Below are 16,242 nucleotides of genomic sequence, written 5' to 3'. Positions count from 1 at the left end.
CACAGCGCGCCCACACCTTCCTGCGGCGCGTCGAAGAAAGCTGTTGTGTGATGCGACTCAAGGGCACCGCACATCAGGCTGCCGGCGCGGCCGTTCAGTGCCCGGGATGAACCTTCTTCATGGCGTCGAGCTGCTCAGGCGTGGCCGCGCCCTGGTATTTCGATTTCCAGGCCTCGTAAGGCATGCCATAGACGGCTTCCCGGCTCTCGTCCTTGCTTAAGGCGACGCCTTGGGCGTCGGCGGCGTCCTTGAGCCAGTTGGACAGGCAGTTGCGGCAGAAGCCTGCGAGATTCATCAGGTCGATGTTCTGGACGTCTGTCCGCGTCTTCAAATGATCGACCAGGCGCCGGAAAGCGGCAGCCTCGAGTTCCGTTCTGGTTTTGTCGTCGATTGCCATGGCTGGATTCCTCGGCTTTGCAAAATTGGCAGTGACCCGGATGGGGCACCCTTACGAGATCAGGTGGGGCCTGTCACAGATTTTGCCATATCGCGGCGCAAACGGGCGCAAAGCCGGCTTCGGGCAGTTCCCGGGCCCTACGCCAAATCGTCAATGATCTGATATAGCTTCCGCGACAATGATCGCCGAATCTCCCCGCTCCCCCCTTCGCCTGCTCGCCCGGTTGGTCCCGGTGCTGGTGGTTGGCTTGCTATGCTTTTGGGCCAGCCCGGCCTCCGCCGATTTCCGGCTCTGCAACAACACGTCGAGCCGGGTCGGCATCGCCCTCGGCTACAAGGATGCCGAGGGCTGGACCACCGAGGGCTGGTGGAACATCTCGTCCCGCTCCTGCGAGACCCTGCTGCGCGGAACGTTGGTGGCCCGCTTCTATTACATCTACGCCATCGACTATGACCGCGGCGGCGAATGGTCGGGCCAAGCCTTCATGTGCTCGCGAGACAAGGAGTTTACCATCCGCGGCACCGAGGATTGCCTCGCACGTGGCTATGACCGGACCGGCTATTTCGAGGTCGATACCGGCGAGCAGCGGGCCTGGACCGTGCAGCTCACCGATGCCAACGAGCAGCCGTCAAAACAGCAGCGCGTGCCTGGTCTCCCCGGACCGGTTGGTCCGGGGGTTCCGGGTTTGCCCAATGGCCCGCCCGGTGGTACGCCCCCCGCCGCGCCTGGCCTCCCGCCAGCTCCCTCGCCCCCGTCTGGAAATAAGCCATGAGGCGTCTTCGCCGTATCAAGATTCTCGCGACCCTGGGACCCGCTTCTTCGGACCTCGCGATGATCCGCCGCCTGTTCGAGGCCGGCGCCGACCTGTTCCGCATCAACATGAGCCACACCCCGCATGACAAGATGCGCGAGCTGGTGGCGACGATCCGCAACGTCGAGAGCAGCTATGGCAGGCCGATCGGCATTCTGGTCGACCTCCAGGGCCCAAAGCTCCGGCTCGGTGCCTTCGCCGAAGGCGCGGTCCAGCTCCAGAACGGCCAGACCTTCACGCTGGATTCCGACAAGGCTCCGGGCGACACCACCCGCGTCCAGCTTCCGCATCCGGAGATCCTGGCCGCGCTGCGGCCGGGCCATTCGCTGCTGCTCGACGACGGCAAGGTGAGGCTGATCGCCGAGGAGACGTCGAAGGAACACGCGGTGACGCGCGTCGTGGTCGGCGGCCGGATGTCCGACCGCAAGGGCGTCAGCCTGCCCGACACCGACTTGCCGGTCTCGGCGATGACGCCGAAGGACCGCGCCGACCTCGAGGCGGCGCTGGTCACCGGCGTCGACTGGATCGCGCTGTCCTTCGTGCAGCGCGCCGACGACGTGCTCGAGGCCAAGAAGATGATCCGCGGCCGTGCGGCGGTGATGGCCAAGATCGAGAAGCCGCAGGCGATCGATCGCCTCGCCGACATCATCGACGCCTCCGACGCCCTGATGGTGGCGCGCGGCGACCTCGGCGTCGAGCTGCCGCTGGAACGCGTGCCGAGCCTGCAGAAGCAGATGACGCGCATGGCGCGGCGCGCCGGCAAGCCGGTGGTGATCGCGACGCAGATGCTGGAATCGATGATCCAGTCGCCGGTGCCGACCCGCGCCGAAGTCTCCGACGTCGCCACAGCCGTCTATGAAGGTGCCGACGCCATCATGCTGTCGGCGGAATCGGCGGCCGGCAAATTCCCGGTCGAGGCTGTCTCGACCATGAATCGCATCGGCGAGGAGGTGGAGCGCGACCCGATCTATCGCTCCGTCATCACCGCACAGCGCCCCGCCCCGGAAGCCACCGCCGGCGATGCCATCGCGGACGCCGCGCGGCAGATCGCCGAGACGCTCGACCTGCCGGCCCTGATCTGCTGGACCAGCTCGGGATCGACCGCCGTGCGCGTGGCGCGAGAGCGGCCGAAGCCGCCGATCGTGGCGATCACGCCAAACGTCGCGGCGGGACGCCGGCTGTCGGTCGTCTGGGGCATACATTGCGTGGTGGCGGAAGATGCGCGCGACCAGGACGACATGGTGAGCCGCGCCGGCCAGATCGCGTTCCGCGACGGCTTCGTCCGGGCCGGCCAGCGCGTGATCATCGTCGCCGGCGTGCCGCTCGGCATCCCCGGCACCACCAACATGGTGCGCATCGCCTCGGTCGGCCCCGAGGGCGAAGCGAATATTTAGGTCCGCAGGCACGCGGCAAACAAAAATGTCGAAAACAACCCCATGCACAGTAGCCGGCGGGTCCGGCGCATGTGCTGAGGTTTTTCGAAAAGGCGAGCTCTGGCAATGGCCTGGGCGCGATCAGGTCCGCCGGTCGATCAGGCTGACGTTTTAGGCCCCAACCAGCGCTTTCGCCGCCGGCAGCAGCGTCTGCTGCACGACGAGACCCCTGGCGCGGGCGTCCATGACGCCGACCGCGCGGAGCGCCAGCAGCGTCACGGTCTGCACGGCATCGCGCATCCTGGCGGGATCGTCGAGATTGTCCGGCGCGAGCGGTCCGACCAGGGCCTCGTGCAGGGCGCCGAGCAGCGCGGTGGCGGCGAGTGCGGTGTCCTGCGCCGGCAGGTGGCCGGCGCGCACGGCCGCGTCGATCCGCGAGGCCATTTCGCCCGCGATCTCGCGCCGGCTGGCGAGACGTGAAGCGCTGACATCGACATCGACCGGCTCGGCGAGGATGCCCCAGGCGAGCCTGCGCTGTGACAGGGTATGCACCGCCACGGTGGTCACCGCCGCCGCCAGCGCCGAAGACGGCCCCGGCGCGGCATCGGCGGCTCGCCGGATCGCCGTGAGCTCGTCGCGGGAGACTTCGGCGATCAATTCGGAGATCAAATCGGCCTTTGATGGGAAGTAGCGGTAGACCGTACCCGCAGCGACGCTGGCGCGAAGCGCGACCGGCGCAATCTGCACCGCCGCCATCCCGCCTTCCGCCGCCGCCTCCCGCGCCGCCGCCAGTATCGCACTGCGCCGGGCCGCAAGGCGCTTCACCACTTGATGCGTCCGCCGATAAACCATGGCGCGCTTCCTGTCCCCAGCATCCGGTCCGGCGCAAAGCCCGACCGCCTGCTTATTCGCTAATCTTCGCCCAAATCGCCCTCAAGAACTGAACAACTATTCAGGGCGGATGACAAGACACAAATGAGCATATGCGCGCGACGCAAATTTCAGCGCGACAAGAGCAGGTAAACGCATTCTTGCTCGGCGCGGCCGCGGTATGACGATCCGGTTTACCTCAACTTAAAAGCGATCATGCTCAGCTTGCCGATGCTTGCGCGCTGCTGCGTGCTGTCGTTTCAGCCCCGAGAGTCCGATGTCGATTTCCATGACAAGCAGCGTGCCCGTCCGCGGTGTTGCGCGCTGGCTACTGCCGTTCTGCATCGCCGCCGGCGTCTACCTGTTCTTCCTGGGCATCGGCGACATCATGCTGCGGGATACCGATACGCTGTGGCAGATCAAGATCGGGCAGTGGATTCTCGAACACCGCGCCCTGCCCTATACCGACATCTATTCCTTCACGCGAGCCGGCGAGCCCTGGATCTCGAGCTCCTGGCTATCGCAAGTCCTGTTCGCGCTGGCTTACGAGCCGTCCAACTGGTCGGGGGCAGTTATCCTGACGTCGCTCGCGATCGGAGCGACCGCAGCGATTTTCGTCTACCTGCTTGAGCCCTATCTGGAGCCTGCGCGCGCCTTTCTGCTCGTCACCCCGCTCCTCTTCATGTCGATGGGCCACTTTCTCGCCCGCCCGCACATGCTGGCACTGCCTGTCATGTTGGCTTTTGTCGGCGGGCTGCTGGCGGCCGCCGATCGGCGCACCGCGCCGTCGTGGCTATTGCTTCCCTTGATGGCGCTATGGGCCAATCTTCACGGCGGCTTCGTCATGGGGCTGGCGCTGATTGGGCCCATCGGCCTCGATGCGATCGCGTCCACCGATCGCAAGGGCCGCTTTGCACTGGCGTCGCGCTGGGCCTTGTTCGGGCTTGCTGCGCTTGCCGCAAGCTGCTGCACGCCCTATGGCTGGAATACGCCGCTCGCATCGGCGAAAATCCTCAGCCTCGGCAAGGTGCTCTCGCAGATCTCGGAGTGGATGCCCGCCGATTTCAGCTCGTTCGACTTGTTCGGTGCCAGCCTGCTCGGATTGATCGCCCTCGGCTACTACAAGGGATTAGTGCTGTCGTGGACCCGCATTCTTCTGCTGCTCGGCCTGGTCTGGGCGGCACTCAACCACGTCAGAAACATCGAAGTCTTTGCATTGTTGACACCGCTCGTGCTGGCGAAACCGTTGGCCGAACAATTGGGCGCGGCCAGAGCGGTCGCGCTCGCACGGGCTGAAGCACGGACCTCCTTTGCAGTGACCGCAATCGCCGCGCTCGTCATCGTTGCGACCAGCTGGAGTATCACGCGGTCCTATGCCACGCCGACGCGATATGCCTTTATCCGCAATCCGACCCCTCGGGCCGCAGTCGATCTGCTCGAGCAGCGGCACGCGCAGCGCATCTTCAGCACCGCGCCGATCGGGAGCTATCTGATCTTCCGCAATCTCAAGACCTTCATCGATGGCCGCGCCGAGCTGTATGGAGAGCAGTTTGTGCTTGACTATTTCGACGCCATCGAAGGCAAGAACGCTGAGACTCTGCTGCGTTTGCTCGATACCTACCAGATCGACGCCACACTGCTGAACGGATCGACTCCCGCCGCAAGGATCATGGACCACGTGCCGGGCTGGAAGCGGCTCTACTCGGATGACCTTGCCGTCATCCACGTCCGCGATGACGCACCGGCGAAGCTACCCTCAGCACCGTGAGCCACGGATCAGGCGTTTAACCGTCGCGGACTCGCATGGACGCGACGGCTTCGGCGAAGAAAAGACTTCGCTAGAACAAGACTTGGCACGAAAGACTTGGCACGAAAGGCTTGGCACAAAAGAAAAGAGCCTTGTCCGGGACAAGGCTCTTTCTACTCTTGGTCCGTTCAGTCTTACTTGAGGCTGGACGAGATCGAGGTGAACTTGGCGTTCAACGTGGTGCCCAGGTTATTGACGACAGTGATGATCGCCAGCGCGATGCCGGCGGCGATCAGACCGTATTCAATGGCGGTGGCGCCGGATTCATCTTTCGCGAAATTCGCAACGAGGTTCTTCATAAAGAGCTCCAAATGAGTACACGAGGCTACAACTGATCTGGTCTTTTTGGCTTCCCAGCGCCGCTCGACCATGGATGCGAACGTAGTGGCAAAGAATTGCGCCGCAGTTAATTCGACTGCGGAAATACAGAGCGGTTTGCGTGTATTCGCCGATGGTAAACCGAAATCTAAAACGATCCGTTAAATTGTCGAGACATCAAGCCGGCCCGGTATCACCGGTTTACCCGAAATTATGACCGCCGTGGTCCAATGTCGATCGCTCGGCACCCCGACAAAACAACAGGACGACGACGCGGCATGTCCCTTTCCTTTGCCAACAGCATCACGGTGCAGGGTCGTGCGCGAGCCCTGGTGCCGCTGTGCGTCGGTGCGGGCGCCTATCTCTTCTTCATGTATGTCGGCGATACGCTGCTTCAGGACTCCGACTCGTTTTGGCAGATCAAGATCGGACAATGGATCATTGATCACGGCGCTATGCCGTACACGGACATCTATTCCTTCACGCGGACGGGCGCGCCGTGGATTTCAACGTCGTGGCTGTCGCAGGTGCTGTTCGCTCTCTCCTATGCGCAATTGGGCTGGGCAGGTCCCGTCATCCTCACCGCGATGGGAGTCGCGCTCACGGCCGCGATCTTCGTCTATCTGCTAGACGTGCAGATCGAGGCACCGCGCGCAGTGCTGCTTGCGATGCTGGCCCTGCTGCTGTCGCTGCATCACGTCCTGGCGCGTCCGCACGTCCTGGCGCTGCCTGTCATGGTGGCATGGGTCGGTCTATTGATGGCGACCGCCGACCGCAGGAGCGCGCCGTCCTGGTACTGGCTGCCGCTGATGGCGCTGTGGGCGAACTTGCATGGCGGCTTCGTGCTCGGTCTGGCGCTGATCGGTCCGATCGCGCTCGAGGCCGTCGAGCACGCCGAGAAGGGGCGGCGGCTTCAGCTGTTCCTGCGCTGGGTGCTGTTCGGCATCGGTGCACTGGTCGCGAGCTGCTGTACGCCGTACGGCTGGGGAACGCTGCTGGGCGCCACCAACATCTTGAGGCTGGGCGAGTTGCTCTCGCTGATCTTCGAATGGATGCCGGCGAACTTTGCCACCTTCTCCTCGTTCGAAGGCGCCCTGCTCGGCCTGATCGCGTTCGGCTATTATCGCGGCCTCGTGCTCTCCGCGCCCAGGATCTTCCTGATCCTGTTCCTGACCTGGAGCGCGCTGACCCACGTCAGGAGCATCGAGGCGTTCGCGTTCCTGGTGCCGCTGGTGCTGGCGAAGCCGCTCGGCCAGCTGGCCTCGCGCTCGCAGCCGGACGCACCCGGTGCCGACCGCTGGCCGGCCCGCTATGTCACCGCGCTTGGCGCACTCATGATCGTCGCCGCAAGCTGGGCCTCGACCTCGCTCTATATGGGCCACCACAGCTTCAGCTTCACCATGACGCAGACGCCGGTCGCGGCAGTCGACTTGCTCGAACAACGCAAGGTCCAGCGCGTCTTCAACGCCTATCAGTTCGGCGGCTATCTGATCTCGCGCGACATCCCTGTTTACGTCGACGGTCGCGCCGAGCTCTATGGCGAGAAATTCGTCATGGACTTCTTCAAGGCGACCGAGGGCAAGAAGCCCGAGCTGCTTCCGCGGCTGCTCGACGAGCACAAGATCGACGCAACGCTATTGGCCGCCGACGCGCCCGGACCGCAGATCCTGGACATGTTGAAGGGCTGGAAGCGGATCTATACGGACGACATCGCAGTGATCCACGTGCGGGACAACACGGTAGGTGGGTCGGCGACGAACGCGAAGCCCTAGCGCCTAGGTGATTGCGAGGCAACCCTGCCCTGCGTCAACGTCGTCACTGCGAGCGTAGCGAAGCTTCGTCGCAAGAGATCCTCGCAACGACGAGTCGTTCGCCGACGCACCACCACCCAACAAAAAACGCGGCGTTTCCGCCGCGTTTTTCAATTCGATCTGCCGTTCGCGATTACGCCTGCGGCTGCGGCTCCAGGCCGGGATCCGGATCGGGCCGCGGGCGCGACTTGCCGGCCGGAGGCACCGCCGAGGCGCGCGGCGTGGTCGGCTCGAGCACGGACTCGCGGTTCGGCTTCTTGCCCTTGAGCAGGTCGATGATCTCGTCGCCGGAGAGCGTCTCGAACTCGAGCAGGCCCTTGGCGAGAGCTTCGAGATCGGCGCGCTTCTCGGTGAGAATACGCGTCGCTTCGTTGTAGCCTTCTTCGACGAAACGCCGGATCTCGGTATCGATCTTCTGAACCGTCGCTTCCGATGCGTTCTGGGTGCGCGACACCGACATGCCCAGGAAAACCTCGTCCTGGTTCTCGCCATAGGACACCGTGCCGAGCGCCTCGGACAGGCCCCAGCGCGTCACCATCATGCGTGCCAGACGCGTCGCCTGCTCGATGTCCGACGACGCACCCGAAGTCACCTTCTCGCGGCCGAAGATCAGCTCTTCGGCGACGCGGCCACCCATCATGATCGCAAGGCGCGAGGTCATCTGCTCCAGCGACATCGACAGCTTGTCACGCTCGGGCAGCTGCATGACCATACCCAGCGCACGACCGCGCGGAATGATGGTCGCCTTGTGGATCGGGTCGGTCGCGACGACATTGAGGCCGACGATGGCGTGGCCGCCCTCGTGATAGGCCGTCAGCAGCTTCTCTTCCTCGGTCATGACGAGCGACTTGCGCTCGGCGCCCATCATCACCTTGTCCTTGGCTTCCTCGAACTCGGCCTGGGTCACCATCCGCTTGTTGCGACGGGCGGCGGTGAGCGCGGCTTCATTGACGAGGTTCATCAGGTCGGCGCCGGAGAAGCCCGGGGTCCCGCGCGCGATGGTCTTGAGGTTGATGTCCGGCGCCAGCGGCACCTTGCGGACGTGGACCTTGAGGATCTGCTCGCGGCCGACGACGTCGGGGTTCGGCACCACGACCTGACGGTCGAAGCGGCCGGGACGCAGCAGCGCGGGATCGAGCACGTCGGGACGGTTGGTCGCGGCGATCAGGATCACGCCCTCATTGGCCTCGAAGCCGTCCATCTCGACCAGCAACTGGTTCAGCGTCTGCTCGCGCTCGTCATTGCCGCCGCCGAGGCCAGCGCCACGGTGCCGACCGACGGCGTCGATTTCGTCGATGAAGATGATGCAGGGCGCGTTCTTCTTGGCCTGCTCGAACATGTCGCGGACGCGGCTGGCGCCGACGCCGACGAACATCTCGACGAAGTCAGAACCCGAAATGGTGAAGAACGGCACGTTGGCTTCGCCCGCGACCGCACGCGCGATCAGGGTCTTGCCGGTGCCGGGAGGGCCGACCAGCAGCACGCCGCGCGGAATGCGGCCACCGAGGCGCTGGAATTTGCCGGGGTCGCGCAGGAATTCGACGATCTCCTGCAGGTCCTGCTTGGCCTCGTCGACGCCCGCGACGTCCTCGAAGGTAACGCGGCCATGCGCTTCAGTCAGCATTTTTGCGCGCGACTTGCCGAAGCCCATCGCCTTGCCGGCGCCGCCCTGCATCTGCCGCGACAGGAAGATCCACACGCCGATCAGCGCAATGAAGGGCAGCCAGGAGACCAGCAGCGAGACGAACCACGGCACGTTGTCGCCGGGCGGCTTCGCGGTGATCTGCACCTTGCTGTCATAGAGGCGCTTCACGAGCGTCGGATCGCTCGGCGCATAGGTCTGGAAGCTCGAGCCGTTGGTGAAGGTGCCGTGGATGTCCGGCCCCTGGATCACGACGTCGCGCACATTGCCGCGGTCAACCTCGCTCAGGAGCTGGGAGAAGGCGATGTCCTGCGAGGAGGCGCGCTGACCCGGATTCTGGAAGAGCGTGAACAACGCCAACAGCAGCAGGACAATGATGACCCAGAGGGCGAAATTGCGCAGATTGGCGTTCATCGATCTTCCTTCGTGGTCGCGCGGATCGCGGCCTGAGCCTTGGGCAGTTATTTGGGCAGCGCGAGGAAATCCCCAAGGAATCCTCTCGGTTAGACGGATACAATCTAGGTGTCGCTCCGGTCGCTGCCAAGGGAACGAGATGGGACTATTTAGCCCATCTTAGTCCGATTCCCGCTGAAATAATGGCACCCAGATCCCGCTTTTTCCTGCCTGGTTAAGGTGTCCTCACGGCGCGGTCTCGAAACGGCCGGTGCGATGATCCGCCCCTATCCACCCTTGCGCCGGGCCGGCGCCGGCCCGATGCGGATACGTCCCCCGACAAGGCTGATCAAGGCTCCCGCAAGCGTCTGCTTCAGGGCCGGCCGGCCATTTGCGGGTCCGCGGGGACTTGCGGCAATGGCCTGATCGAGCACGGCCAGAAGGGATTCGACCTTGCCGAGTTCCGCCGGTCCCTCATGCCCGGACGCGTTGACGGCCCGCAGCAGGATCCGCAGCCGGACCTCCTCCGGCAGGGCGGCAAACACGGGGGCCTCGAAGCTTCGAACGCCGGCCTGCGGCGCATCGCCGCGATCCCGCAAACGGAGGAAGCGCTCGGCTCCATCGGTCAGCACCTCGACGGCCGCATTGGCGCGCGCCAGCCTTGCCGCGAGCCGGGCCAGGTTGCGGGCATCACCACCCTCCGCCGCGAGCTGCGGAAGCAGCGCACGCAGCCGCGGCCGGGTAAAGGCAGCGTCGTGGTTGGTGGGATCGTCGGCAAAGCCGATCTTCGCCCGCTTCAAGGTCGCGATCAGCTGCGATTTCGGAACATCGAGCAGTGGACGCGCAAGAACGACGCCGTCACGCTCGGTGAGACGGGCCATCGCCGACAGCCCGGCCAATCCGCTGCCGCGGACAAGACGCATCAACAGGGTCTCGGCCTGGTCGTCGCGGGTGTGGGCGGTCAGCACGTGGCTCGCACCAGCCTTGCGTGCGGCCTGCACGAGCAGGCGGTAGCGTGCCTCGCGCGCGGCGGCCGGCAGTCCCGTTTTCGGCTTGGCGCCGCGCCAGCGCAGGGTCCGGTGCGGCAAGCCAAGCCCGGTCGCCAGACGCTTGACCTCGCGCGCCTCGCGCGCCGCCTCCGGCCGCAAGCCGTGGTCGATCGTGACGACGGTGAGACGCGGGCCGCACGCCAGGCTGCGATGCCAGCGCGCCGCAAGCCACATCAGCGCCACCGAGTCGGGCCCGCCGGAGACCGCGAGCAGCAGTCCCTGCGCGCCTTTCAGGCCTGCGAAGAGGCGCTTGGCCTCACGCGCCGAGATCGGTGAATTGTCCTCTGGCATGACGCTGCAATCGTCCGCGGATGGACCGACTGTTTAGCGCAGCGCCATCAATCTTGTCAGGATCAATCGCCGCGCGTCAGCACTTCACCCGCTTCTGCTCGCGGTCGACCGCGGCTTTGACGCCGGCGGAAGCGCGCGGATATTTGCGGCCGACTTCGCCGAAGGCGGCGCACGCTGCCTCCTTTTCCTTCAGCGCCGCCAGCGACTGGCCGAGCCGCAGCAGGGCATCCGGCGCCTTGGCGGATTTGTCGTATTTGGTGGTGACGGCGAGGAAGGCTTCCGCGGAGTCGCGATATTGCTGGCGCTGGAAATAGCTCTCGCCGAGCCAGTATTGCGCGTCGCCGAGCAGCGGGTCGCTCGGATATTTCTGCGAGAAGTTCTTCATGGTCTGTTCGGCCAGCGCATAGTCCTTGCGCTGCATGTAGCCGATGCCGAGGTCGAATTCGTCGCGTGGCGTGGCCGAGGGCGGCAGCGTCGTCAGCGCCGGGGCGCCTGCGGGCGCGGGAGAGCCGGGTGGGGCCGGCGGATAGCCGGGCTGCGCAGCCTGAGGCGCGGCCGCTTGCGGATAGCGGGGGCCGCTGTTGGCGAGATCAAGCGGTTCGCCGGCGCCACGGCCACCGGGCGCGCCGCTCGGGGCACCTGCAGGCATCGGTTGCTGCCCGCCGCCGAGCGCGCGCGGCGCACCCGGCGCATTCGGGCTCTGGTTCGGGTCGAAGGCATCGCCGCGGCGGCGCGGGCCCGGCGCGCCGGGCGCAGGCTGCTCCTGAACGATCGGCGCCGGAGAGGCGATTTGCGGCTGCTCGTAATTCGGCTGGGCCGCTTGCTGGTGCGGCGGCTGGCGATAGGCCGGGGCGGCTTGCGCGGGCGGCATGGCCGCGACGTTGGGCTGGACCGGCGTCTGGCCGGGCGCGCCTTGCGCGCCGCCCTCGAGCGCTCGCAGCCGCTCTTCGAGCTGGCGGTTGCGATATTGCAGCTCTTCGTTCTGGCCGGTGAGCTGGCGCAACTGGTTCTCCAGCCGCTCGATCCGCATCTCGGGATCTGCATCGTCCGACTGTGCGAGGGCGGGCGAGCACAAAGAGAGCAGCGCGGCGATCGCCACGGTGCCGGTGAAGACCTTAAATCTGGATGACATCTTGCCCTGACGACGAAAGCGAAATGGCCTGCGACCGAACATTCGACGCGCCACACATTGAAGCGGAGTACGCCAAAACTGTGACTGAAACAAAGGGGTTTCCGTCACAGATCGCTGAAACGAAACCGGCGCCCGAGAGGGCGCCGGCATAATCGGTTTCTGAAGATGAACGGCGCCTGACCAATGGTCAGGAGCTCGCGTTCAGCACGGTGACGGCGCGGCGGTTCTGCGACCAGCAGGAGATGTCGTTGCAAACGGCGACCGGCCGCTCCTTGCCGTACGAGATCGTGCGCATGCGATTCGGATCGATGCCGCGCGAGGCGAGGAACGAACGCACCGACTGGGCGCGGCGGGCACCGAGCGCGATGTTGTATTCGCGGGTGCCGCGTTCGTCGGCATGACCTTCGACGGTGAAGCTGTAGCGCGGATAGCTCTGGAGCCACTGCGCCTGCTTCTCCAGGGTCACGATCGCCTGCGGGGTCAGATCGGTCTGGTCGCTTTCGAAGAACACGCGGTCGCCGACATTGACGACGAAGTCTTGCTGACTGCCCGGCGTCGCCGCGTTGGCCATCGCATCCGTGGCAGCATTCTTGTTGGCGCAGGCACCCATCGACAACGCGACGGCAAGCACCGCGGCCAGCTTCAATCCCTGGAGGATGCGCATAGGATGTTTCATTCCGGAGCCTCCACGCTCACGTTTCGTCCACTGCTGTCCGGTCTACAGGGGGTTGGTTAAGCGAACGTTCCGTCAACCTTGATGGAACCTTGCCACAGCCGGTCAAATGCCCCCAACCAGCGAAAAGCAACCGTCATGGTTAATGGGTTGTAAATGTGGCGCGATGGTGAAGGCAAGCCGCGCCGACCGGCAAAAACCGCGGCCCTTGCTGGAATTTTAGGCTCTCGCGTGGAGACGCTGGGGCCTGACCTTGGGGCCTAGCGGGCAGAACCCGTTGCCGAGGCGGCTACGTCCGGGGTCCGCTGCGTGGCCAGCGACACCGGCCGCGGGGCCGCCTGGCGCGGGCTGCTGCGTTGAAACAACATGCGCCGCTCAAAAGCGCTGGAGCGCATGATCGGAAAGCGCGTCAGAACCTTTTCCCGCAGGTTCCGGAAATCGGACGCCATCAGCACGGCCTTCTTGGTGGGCCAGCCCGGAAACCCGCGGGGCTCCGGTGAAATAGTCTCGTGCAGGAAGATGCGACGATAAAACGCCTGATGATCGGTCCGGATCATGGCCAGCCCGGTGTCGGCGTTGAAATGATCGCAAGCCACAAAAGCCAGCCGCACCGTCAGATAGGGCAGCTCCGGAAAACGCTGGTGCTTTTCGGGATCAGCAACAAACCGGCATGGATCGATGAGAACTTCGCCGCGGTCGAGGCGGGGATGCAAGACGTCGCCAAACACTTCGGTCGTGTAGGACATTCGCCAGTCAGACGTCAGGACGTGAATGCGAACGGAGCTGCAGAGCTCTCCATCGACATAGACCCCGAAATTCCAGGTGTTGGGCGCATCGTCGAAGCGATCAGTCACGCGCCGCGACTCCGACGGCTCGATCAGTCCGGCATGCAGATAGGCCCGGTACCGCATCAGATAGAGGTTGTCTCGGTCCTCAGGAGTTTCGATCAGGCGGTAATCGATGCGGTCAAACAGAGCGGCTCCCCGCGGAAGGAGCACCGTTTGCGGTTCAGCTCCAGACGTCATCCAGTACCCCTACACTCCAAAGCAACTTCTGCGAGTGTGGAGATTAATGGTTCATTAACGGAATTGCAAAGGCTTAGAAACGTTAGGGTTAACCTTTGCAGCCCGCAAAAACACGGACGAACGAGAGCTAAATACGTTGAGGAGTGAGGCAGAGAAAGATCAGGCGATCGATCGCGAGGACACCATGACGATCTGGTCCTCAGCCCCGCGACGGCCATGCGAGGCATTGAGCAATTGGCGAATCCGGACTGCCGGCACCGGCCGGCTGAACAGATAGCCCTGCCCTTCGGTTACGGTGCCGTCGGCGCTGATCAGCTCCAGCTGATCATTGGTCTCGATGCCCTCGACCACGACGGCCATGCCGAGATCGGCCGACAGCCGCGCCACGCCGCGCAGCAGCGTCAGCGGCCGGTCGGCATCGATGCCTTCGAGGAAGGAGCGGTCGATCTTCACCTTCTGCATCGGGAAATTGTGCAGGTAGCTGAGGCTCGAATAGCCGGTGCCGAAATCATCCAGCGAAATGCGCACGCCGATCGCATGCAATTGCGACAGGATGTCGTGCGTGAGCTGGGTGTTGCGCAACAGCGAGGATTCGGTGATCTCGATCTCCAGCCGATGCGCCGGGAGCCCCGAAACCTCGAGCGCGTAGCGGATTTCGCTCAAGACGTCGCGCTGGTGGAATTGCTGCGGCGAGAAGTTGACGGCGACGTTGACGCCCTCCGGCCATTTCATGCATTCCATGCAGGCGCGGCGCAGGATCCAGCGGCCGAGATCGACGATCAGCCCCATGTCCTCGGCGACCGGGATGATGTCCACCGGCGAGACCGTGCCGCGCACCGGATGATTCCAGCGCAGCAGCGCCTCGCACGTCGTGATCTTGCCGGACTTCAAATTCACCAGCGGCTGGTAGAACAGCTCGAATTCCTCGTTGGCGAGCGCCTTGCGCAGGTCGAGCTCGAGGATGCGGCGCGCCTCCACGGTCGCCGCCATCTCGTCGCGGAAGAAGCAGAAGGTGCCGCGGCCGTCGGCCTTGGCCCGGTACAGCGCCATGTCGGCGTTCTTGAGCAGCGTGTCCGCGCTGACGCCCTCCGGAGAGGTCAACGCGATGCCGACGCTGGCCCCGATCTCGACCAGATGATTGTCGATGCGGTAGCGCTCGCTCAGCCGTTCGACGATCCGGCGCGCCAGCGCAGCGGCGTCCTCGGGCGAGGAGATGTTCTCCTGGAACACGACGAATTCGTCACCGCCGAAGCGGGCGACGAAATCCTCCGGGCGTAGCATCTCGCGCAGACGGTTGGCGACCGCGCACAGCAGCTGGTCGCCGCAGGGATGGCCGAGCGTATCGTTGACCTGCTTGAACTGGTCGAGATCGACGAACAGCAGCGCGGACAGGCGCTCGGCGTCGTGCGAGATCGCCAGCAGCCTTTCGATCTCATCGCGGAAATGAACGCGGTTGGGGAGCGCGGTGAGGTCGTCGTAGCGCGCCAGATGCGTAATCTTGGCCTCGGCGCTGCGACGGTCGGTAATGTCCTCGAGCAGCACCACAGCGCCGCCGTCAGCCATCGGCTGGACAGTCCAGGACAACGACCGGTTTCGCTGCGTGTCGGGATCGGCGGTGATGATCTCCTTGGCTTGCGAACTCTCGATGTCCGCGACGATCCGCTCGCCGCTCCCAGCCGAGATGGATCCGGCGCTGACGCACGCCGCGACGATGTCACGCGCGTTGATGCCGCGCTGCGCGAGACCTTCCGGCAGGTTCATCATTGCGCCGAAGCGGTGGTTCATGACCGCCAGCTGTCCGTCGACGCGGAACATGCACAGGCCATGCGGCATGTTGTTCAGCGCCGTATCGAACTGGCCGGCGAGCGCGGCTTCACGCTCCCGTGCCACGACCGCTCCCATGAAGATTCGGTGCAGATTGACCGAGAGCTGCATGATCGCCGCCAGGAACGCGGCGCTGACCAGCGCCATCGCGATGTAGTAGGGCGTTCCGCGCAGCGCCAGGGCAAGCACAGCCGGTCCGAAAATCAGCACGGCCTGGAGGTGGAAGATCGCAGGCCGGCCATATGCCCTGCCCGCGCCGCCCGCCGCGATTCCGGTGGTGACCGACAAGGCTATCATGTGAGCCACGGCGTCGTCCGTGGCCAACAGGGCGGTGGCGCACCAGATGCCGATCGCAGCCGCCTGGATCTTTGCCCCGATCTGATAGCGCTTCTGCCAGCGTGCGGCCGCCTCGACGGTCATGACCGCCTGACGTGCCTGATAGAGCCGCAGGTCGATTGCCCGCGCGGACCCGGCCAGGATCAGAAGTGCGACGCAAGCCCAGATCAGCGGCTCGCCCGTCCTCAGCGCGGTCAGGGCCGCACCAATCGACACGAAAATGAGTCCGGCCAGCAACGGGCCAGGCGCTTCGAACAGCGAATCGATTTGCGCCGCCGAAGTTTTCGGCGGCCGCTGTTCCGGCTCTCCGCTCTGACTTGCAAACTGCATCTGGTGTTTACGCGCGTCCTGTCTGGAGCGCAGTTTTACCGATCCGGTATGAAGTCTTTCTGAGGGAACATCGTTAAAGTCGAGTTGTTTTGAGTGACCAATAGTCGAAATACATCAATAGAAACAAACCGATGGGAAAAGTTTGCCGAGTGCAACCTTA

Annotated in this window: 13 protein-coding genes; 4 read left to right on the top strand and 9 right to left on the bottom strand. The window is 64.6% G+C overall.

Annotation, left to right across the window (positions count from 1 at the left end):
- Positions 1-94 precede the first annotated feature (94 nt).
- Positions 95-397, bottom strand: coding sequence for a DUF1244 domain-containing protein (locus IVB48_RS16925; RefSeq protein WP_007596287.1), 303 nt, complete (start codon positions 395-397; stop codon positions 95-97).
- A gap of 178 nt (positions 398-575) precedes the next feature.
- Here IVB48_RS16925 and IVB48_RS16920 point away from each other — a divergent pair, with 178 nt between their 5' ends.
- Both IVB48_RS16920 and pyk read left to right on the top strand, forming a co-directional pair.
- The gene (locus IVB48_RS16920) at positions 576-1,169 is read left to right on the top strand and encodes a DUF1036 domain-containing protein (RefSeq protein WP_027570349.1); all 594 of its coding nucleotides are present in this window, start codon (positions 576-578) and stop codon (positions 1,167-1,169) included.
- On the top strand, positions 1,166-2,602 hold the full coding sequence (pyk, locus tag IVB48_RS16915) for a pyruvate kinase (protein WP_027570348.1): 1,437 nt from the start codon (positions 1,166-1,168) through the stop codon (positions 2,600-2,602). Before IVB48_RS16920 ends, pyk begins: the two co-directional genes overlap by 4 nt.
- 150 nt (positions 2,603-2,752) lie before the next feature.
- Here the strand turns inward: pyk and IVB48_RS16910 are convergent, their stop codons facing one another.
- Positions 2,753-3,433 carry a TetR/AcrR family transcriptional regulator gene (locus IVB48_RS16910; protein WP_027520003.1) on the bottom strand — a complete coding sequence of 227 codons (681 nt, stop codon included), beginning with the start codon at positions 3,431-3,433 and terminating at the stop codon, positions 2,753-2,755.
- 295 nt (positions 3,434-3,728) lie between these two features.
- Between IVB48_RS16910 and IVB48_RS16905 the strand changes: the two genes are divergently transcribed.
- Positions 3,729-5,219, top strand: coding sequence for a hypothetical protein (locus IVB48_RS16905; protein ID WP_247401048.1), 1,491 nt, complete (start codon positions 3,729-3,731; stop codon positions 5,217-5,219).
- A 173-nt stretch (positions 5,220-5,392) separates the two neighbouring features.
- Here the strand turns inward: IVB48_RS16905 and IVB48_RS16900 are convergent, their stop codons facing one another.
- The gene (locus IVB48_RS16900) at positions 5,393-5,557 is read right to left on the bottom strand and encodes a Flp family type IVb pilin (protein WP_027570346.1); all 165 of its coding nucleotides are present in this window, start codon (positions 5,555-5,557) and stop codon (positions 5,393-5,395) included.
- 297 nt (positions 5,558-5,854) lie between these two features.
- On the opposite strand from IVB48_RS16900, the gene IVB48_RS16895 reads away from it, so the two are divergent.
- The gene (locus IVB48_RS16895; RefSeq protein WP_247401045.1) at positions 5,855-7,348 is read left to right on the top strand and encodes a hypothetical protein; all 1,494 of its coding nucleotides are present in this window, start codon (positions 5,855-5,857) and stop codon (positions 7,346-7,348) included.
- Positions 7,349-7,520: 172 nt separating this feature from the next.
- On the opposite strand, the gene ftsH is transcribed toward IVB48_RS16895, so the two are convergent.
- The 6 genes from ftsH to IVB48_RS16865 form a co-directional block, all read right to left on the bottom strand.
- A complete protein-coding gene (gene ftsH, locus IVB48_RS16890) occupies positions 7,521-9,443 on the bottom strand; it encodes an ATP-dependent zinc metalloprotease FtsH (protein ID WP_007596301.1) in 1,923 nt (640 codons plus the stop codon).
- 266 nt (positions 9,444-9,709) lie between these two features.
- Complete coding sequence (gene tilS, locus IVB48_RS16885; protein WP_247401040.1) at positions 9,710-10,762, bottom strand: tRNA lysidine(34) synthetase TilS; 1,053 nt, start codon at positions 10,760-10,762, stop codon at positions 9,710-9,712.
- A 76-nt stretch (positions 10,763-10,838) separates the two neighbouring features.
- Complete coding sequence (gene ybgF / locus IVB48_RS16880; RefSeq protein ID WP_247358262.1) at positions 10,839-11,894, bottom strand: tol-pal system protein YbgF; 1,056 nt, start codon at positions 11,892-11,894, stop codon at positions 10,839-10,841.
- A 187-nt stretch (positions 11,895-12,081) separates the two neighbouring features.
- Positions 12,082-12,570 (bottom strand): peptidoglycan-associated lipoprotein Pal, encoded by a 489-nt coding sequence (pal, locus tag IVB48_RS16875; protein WP_007596304.1) that lies wholly within the window; start codon positions 12,568-12,570, stop codon positions 12,082-12,084.
- A 257-nt stretch (positions 12,571-12,827) separates the two neighbouring features.
- Positions 12,828-13,592: a hypothetical protein gene (locus IVB48_RS16870; protein ID WP_247401037.1), complete on the bottom strand. Its 765-nt coding sequence runs from the start codon at positions 13,590-13,592 to the stop codon at positions 12,828-12,830.
- 159 nt (positions 13,593-13,751) lie between these two features.
- The gene (locus IVB48_RS16865) at positions 13,752-16,082 is read right to left on the bottom strand and encodes an EAL domain-containing protein (RefSeq protein ID WP_247401035.1); all 2,331 of its coding nucleotides are present in this window, start codon (positions 16,080-16,082) and stop codon (positions 13,752-13,754) included.
- Positions 16,083-16,242: the final 160 nt, after the last annotated feature.

It is taken from the genome of Bradyrhizobium sp. 76 (assembly GCF_023073025.1).
In the GTDB taxonomy this organism is placed as follows: domain Bacteria; phylum Pseudomonadota; class Alphaproteobacteria; order Rhizobiales; family Xanthobacteraceae; genus Bradyrhizobium.
Note: the sequence above shows the minus strand (reverse complement) of the source record. Positions and strands in the feature narration are given on the sequence as shown.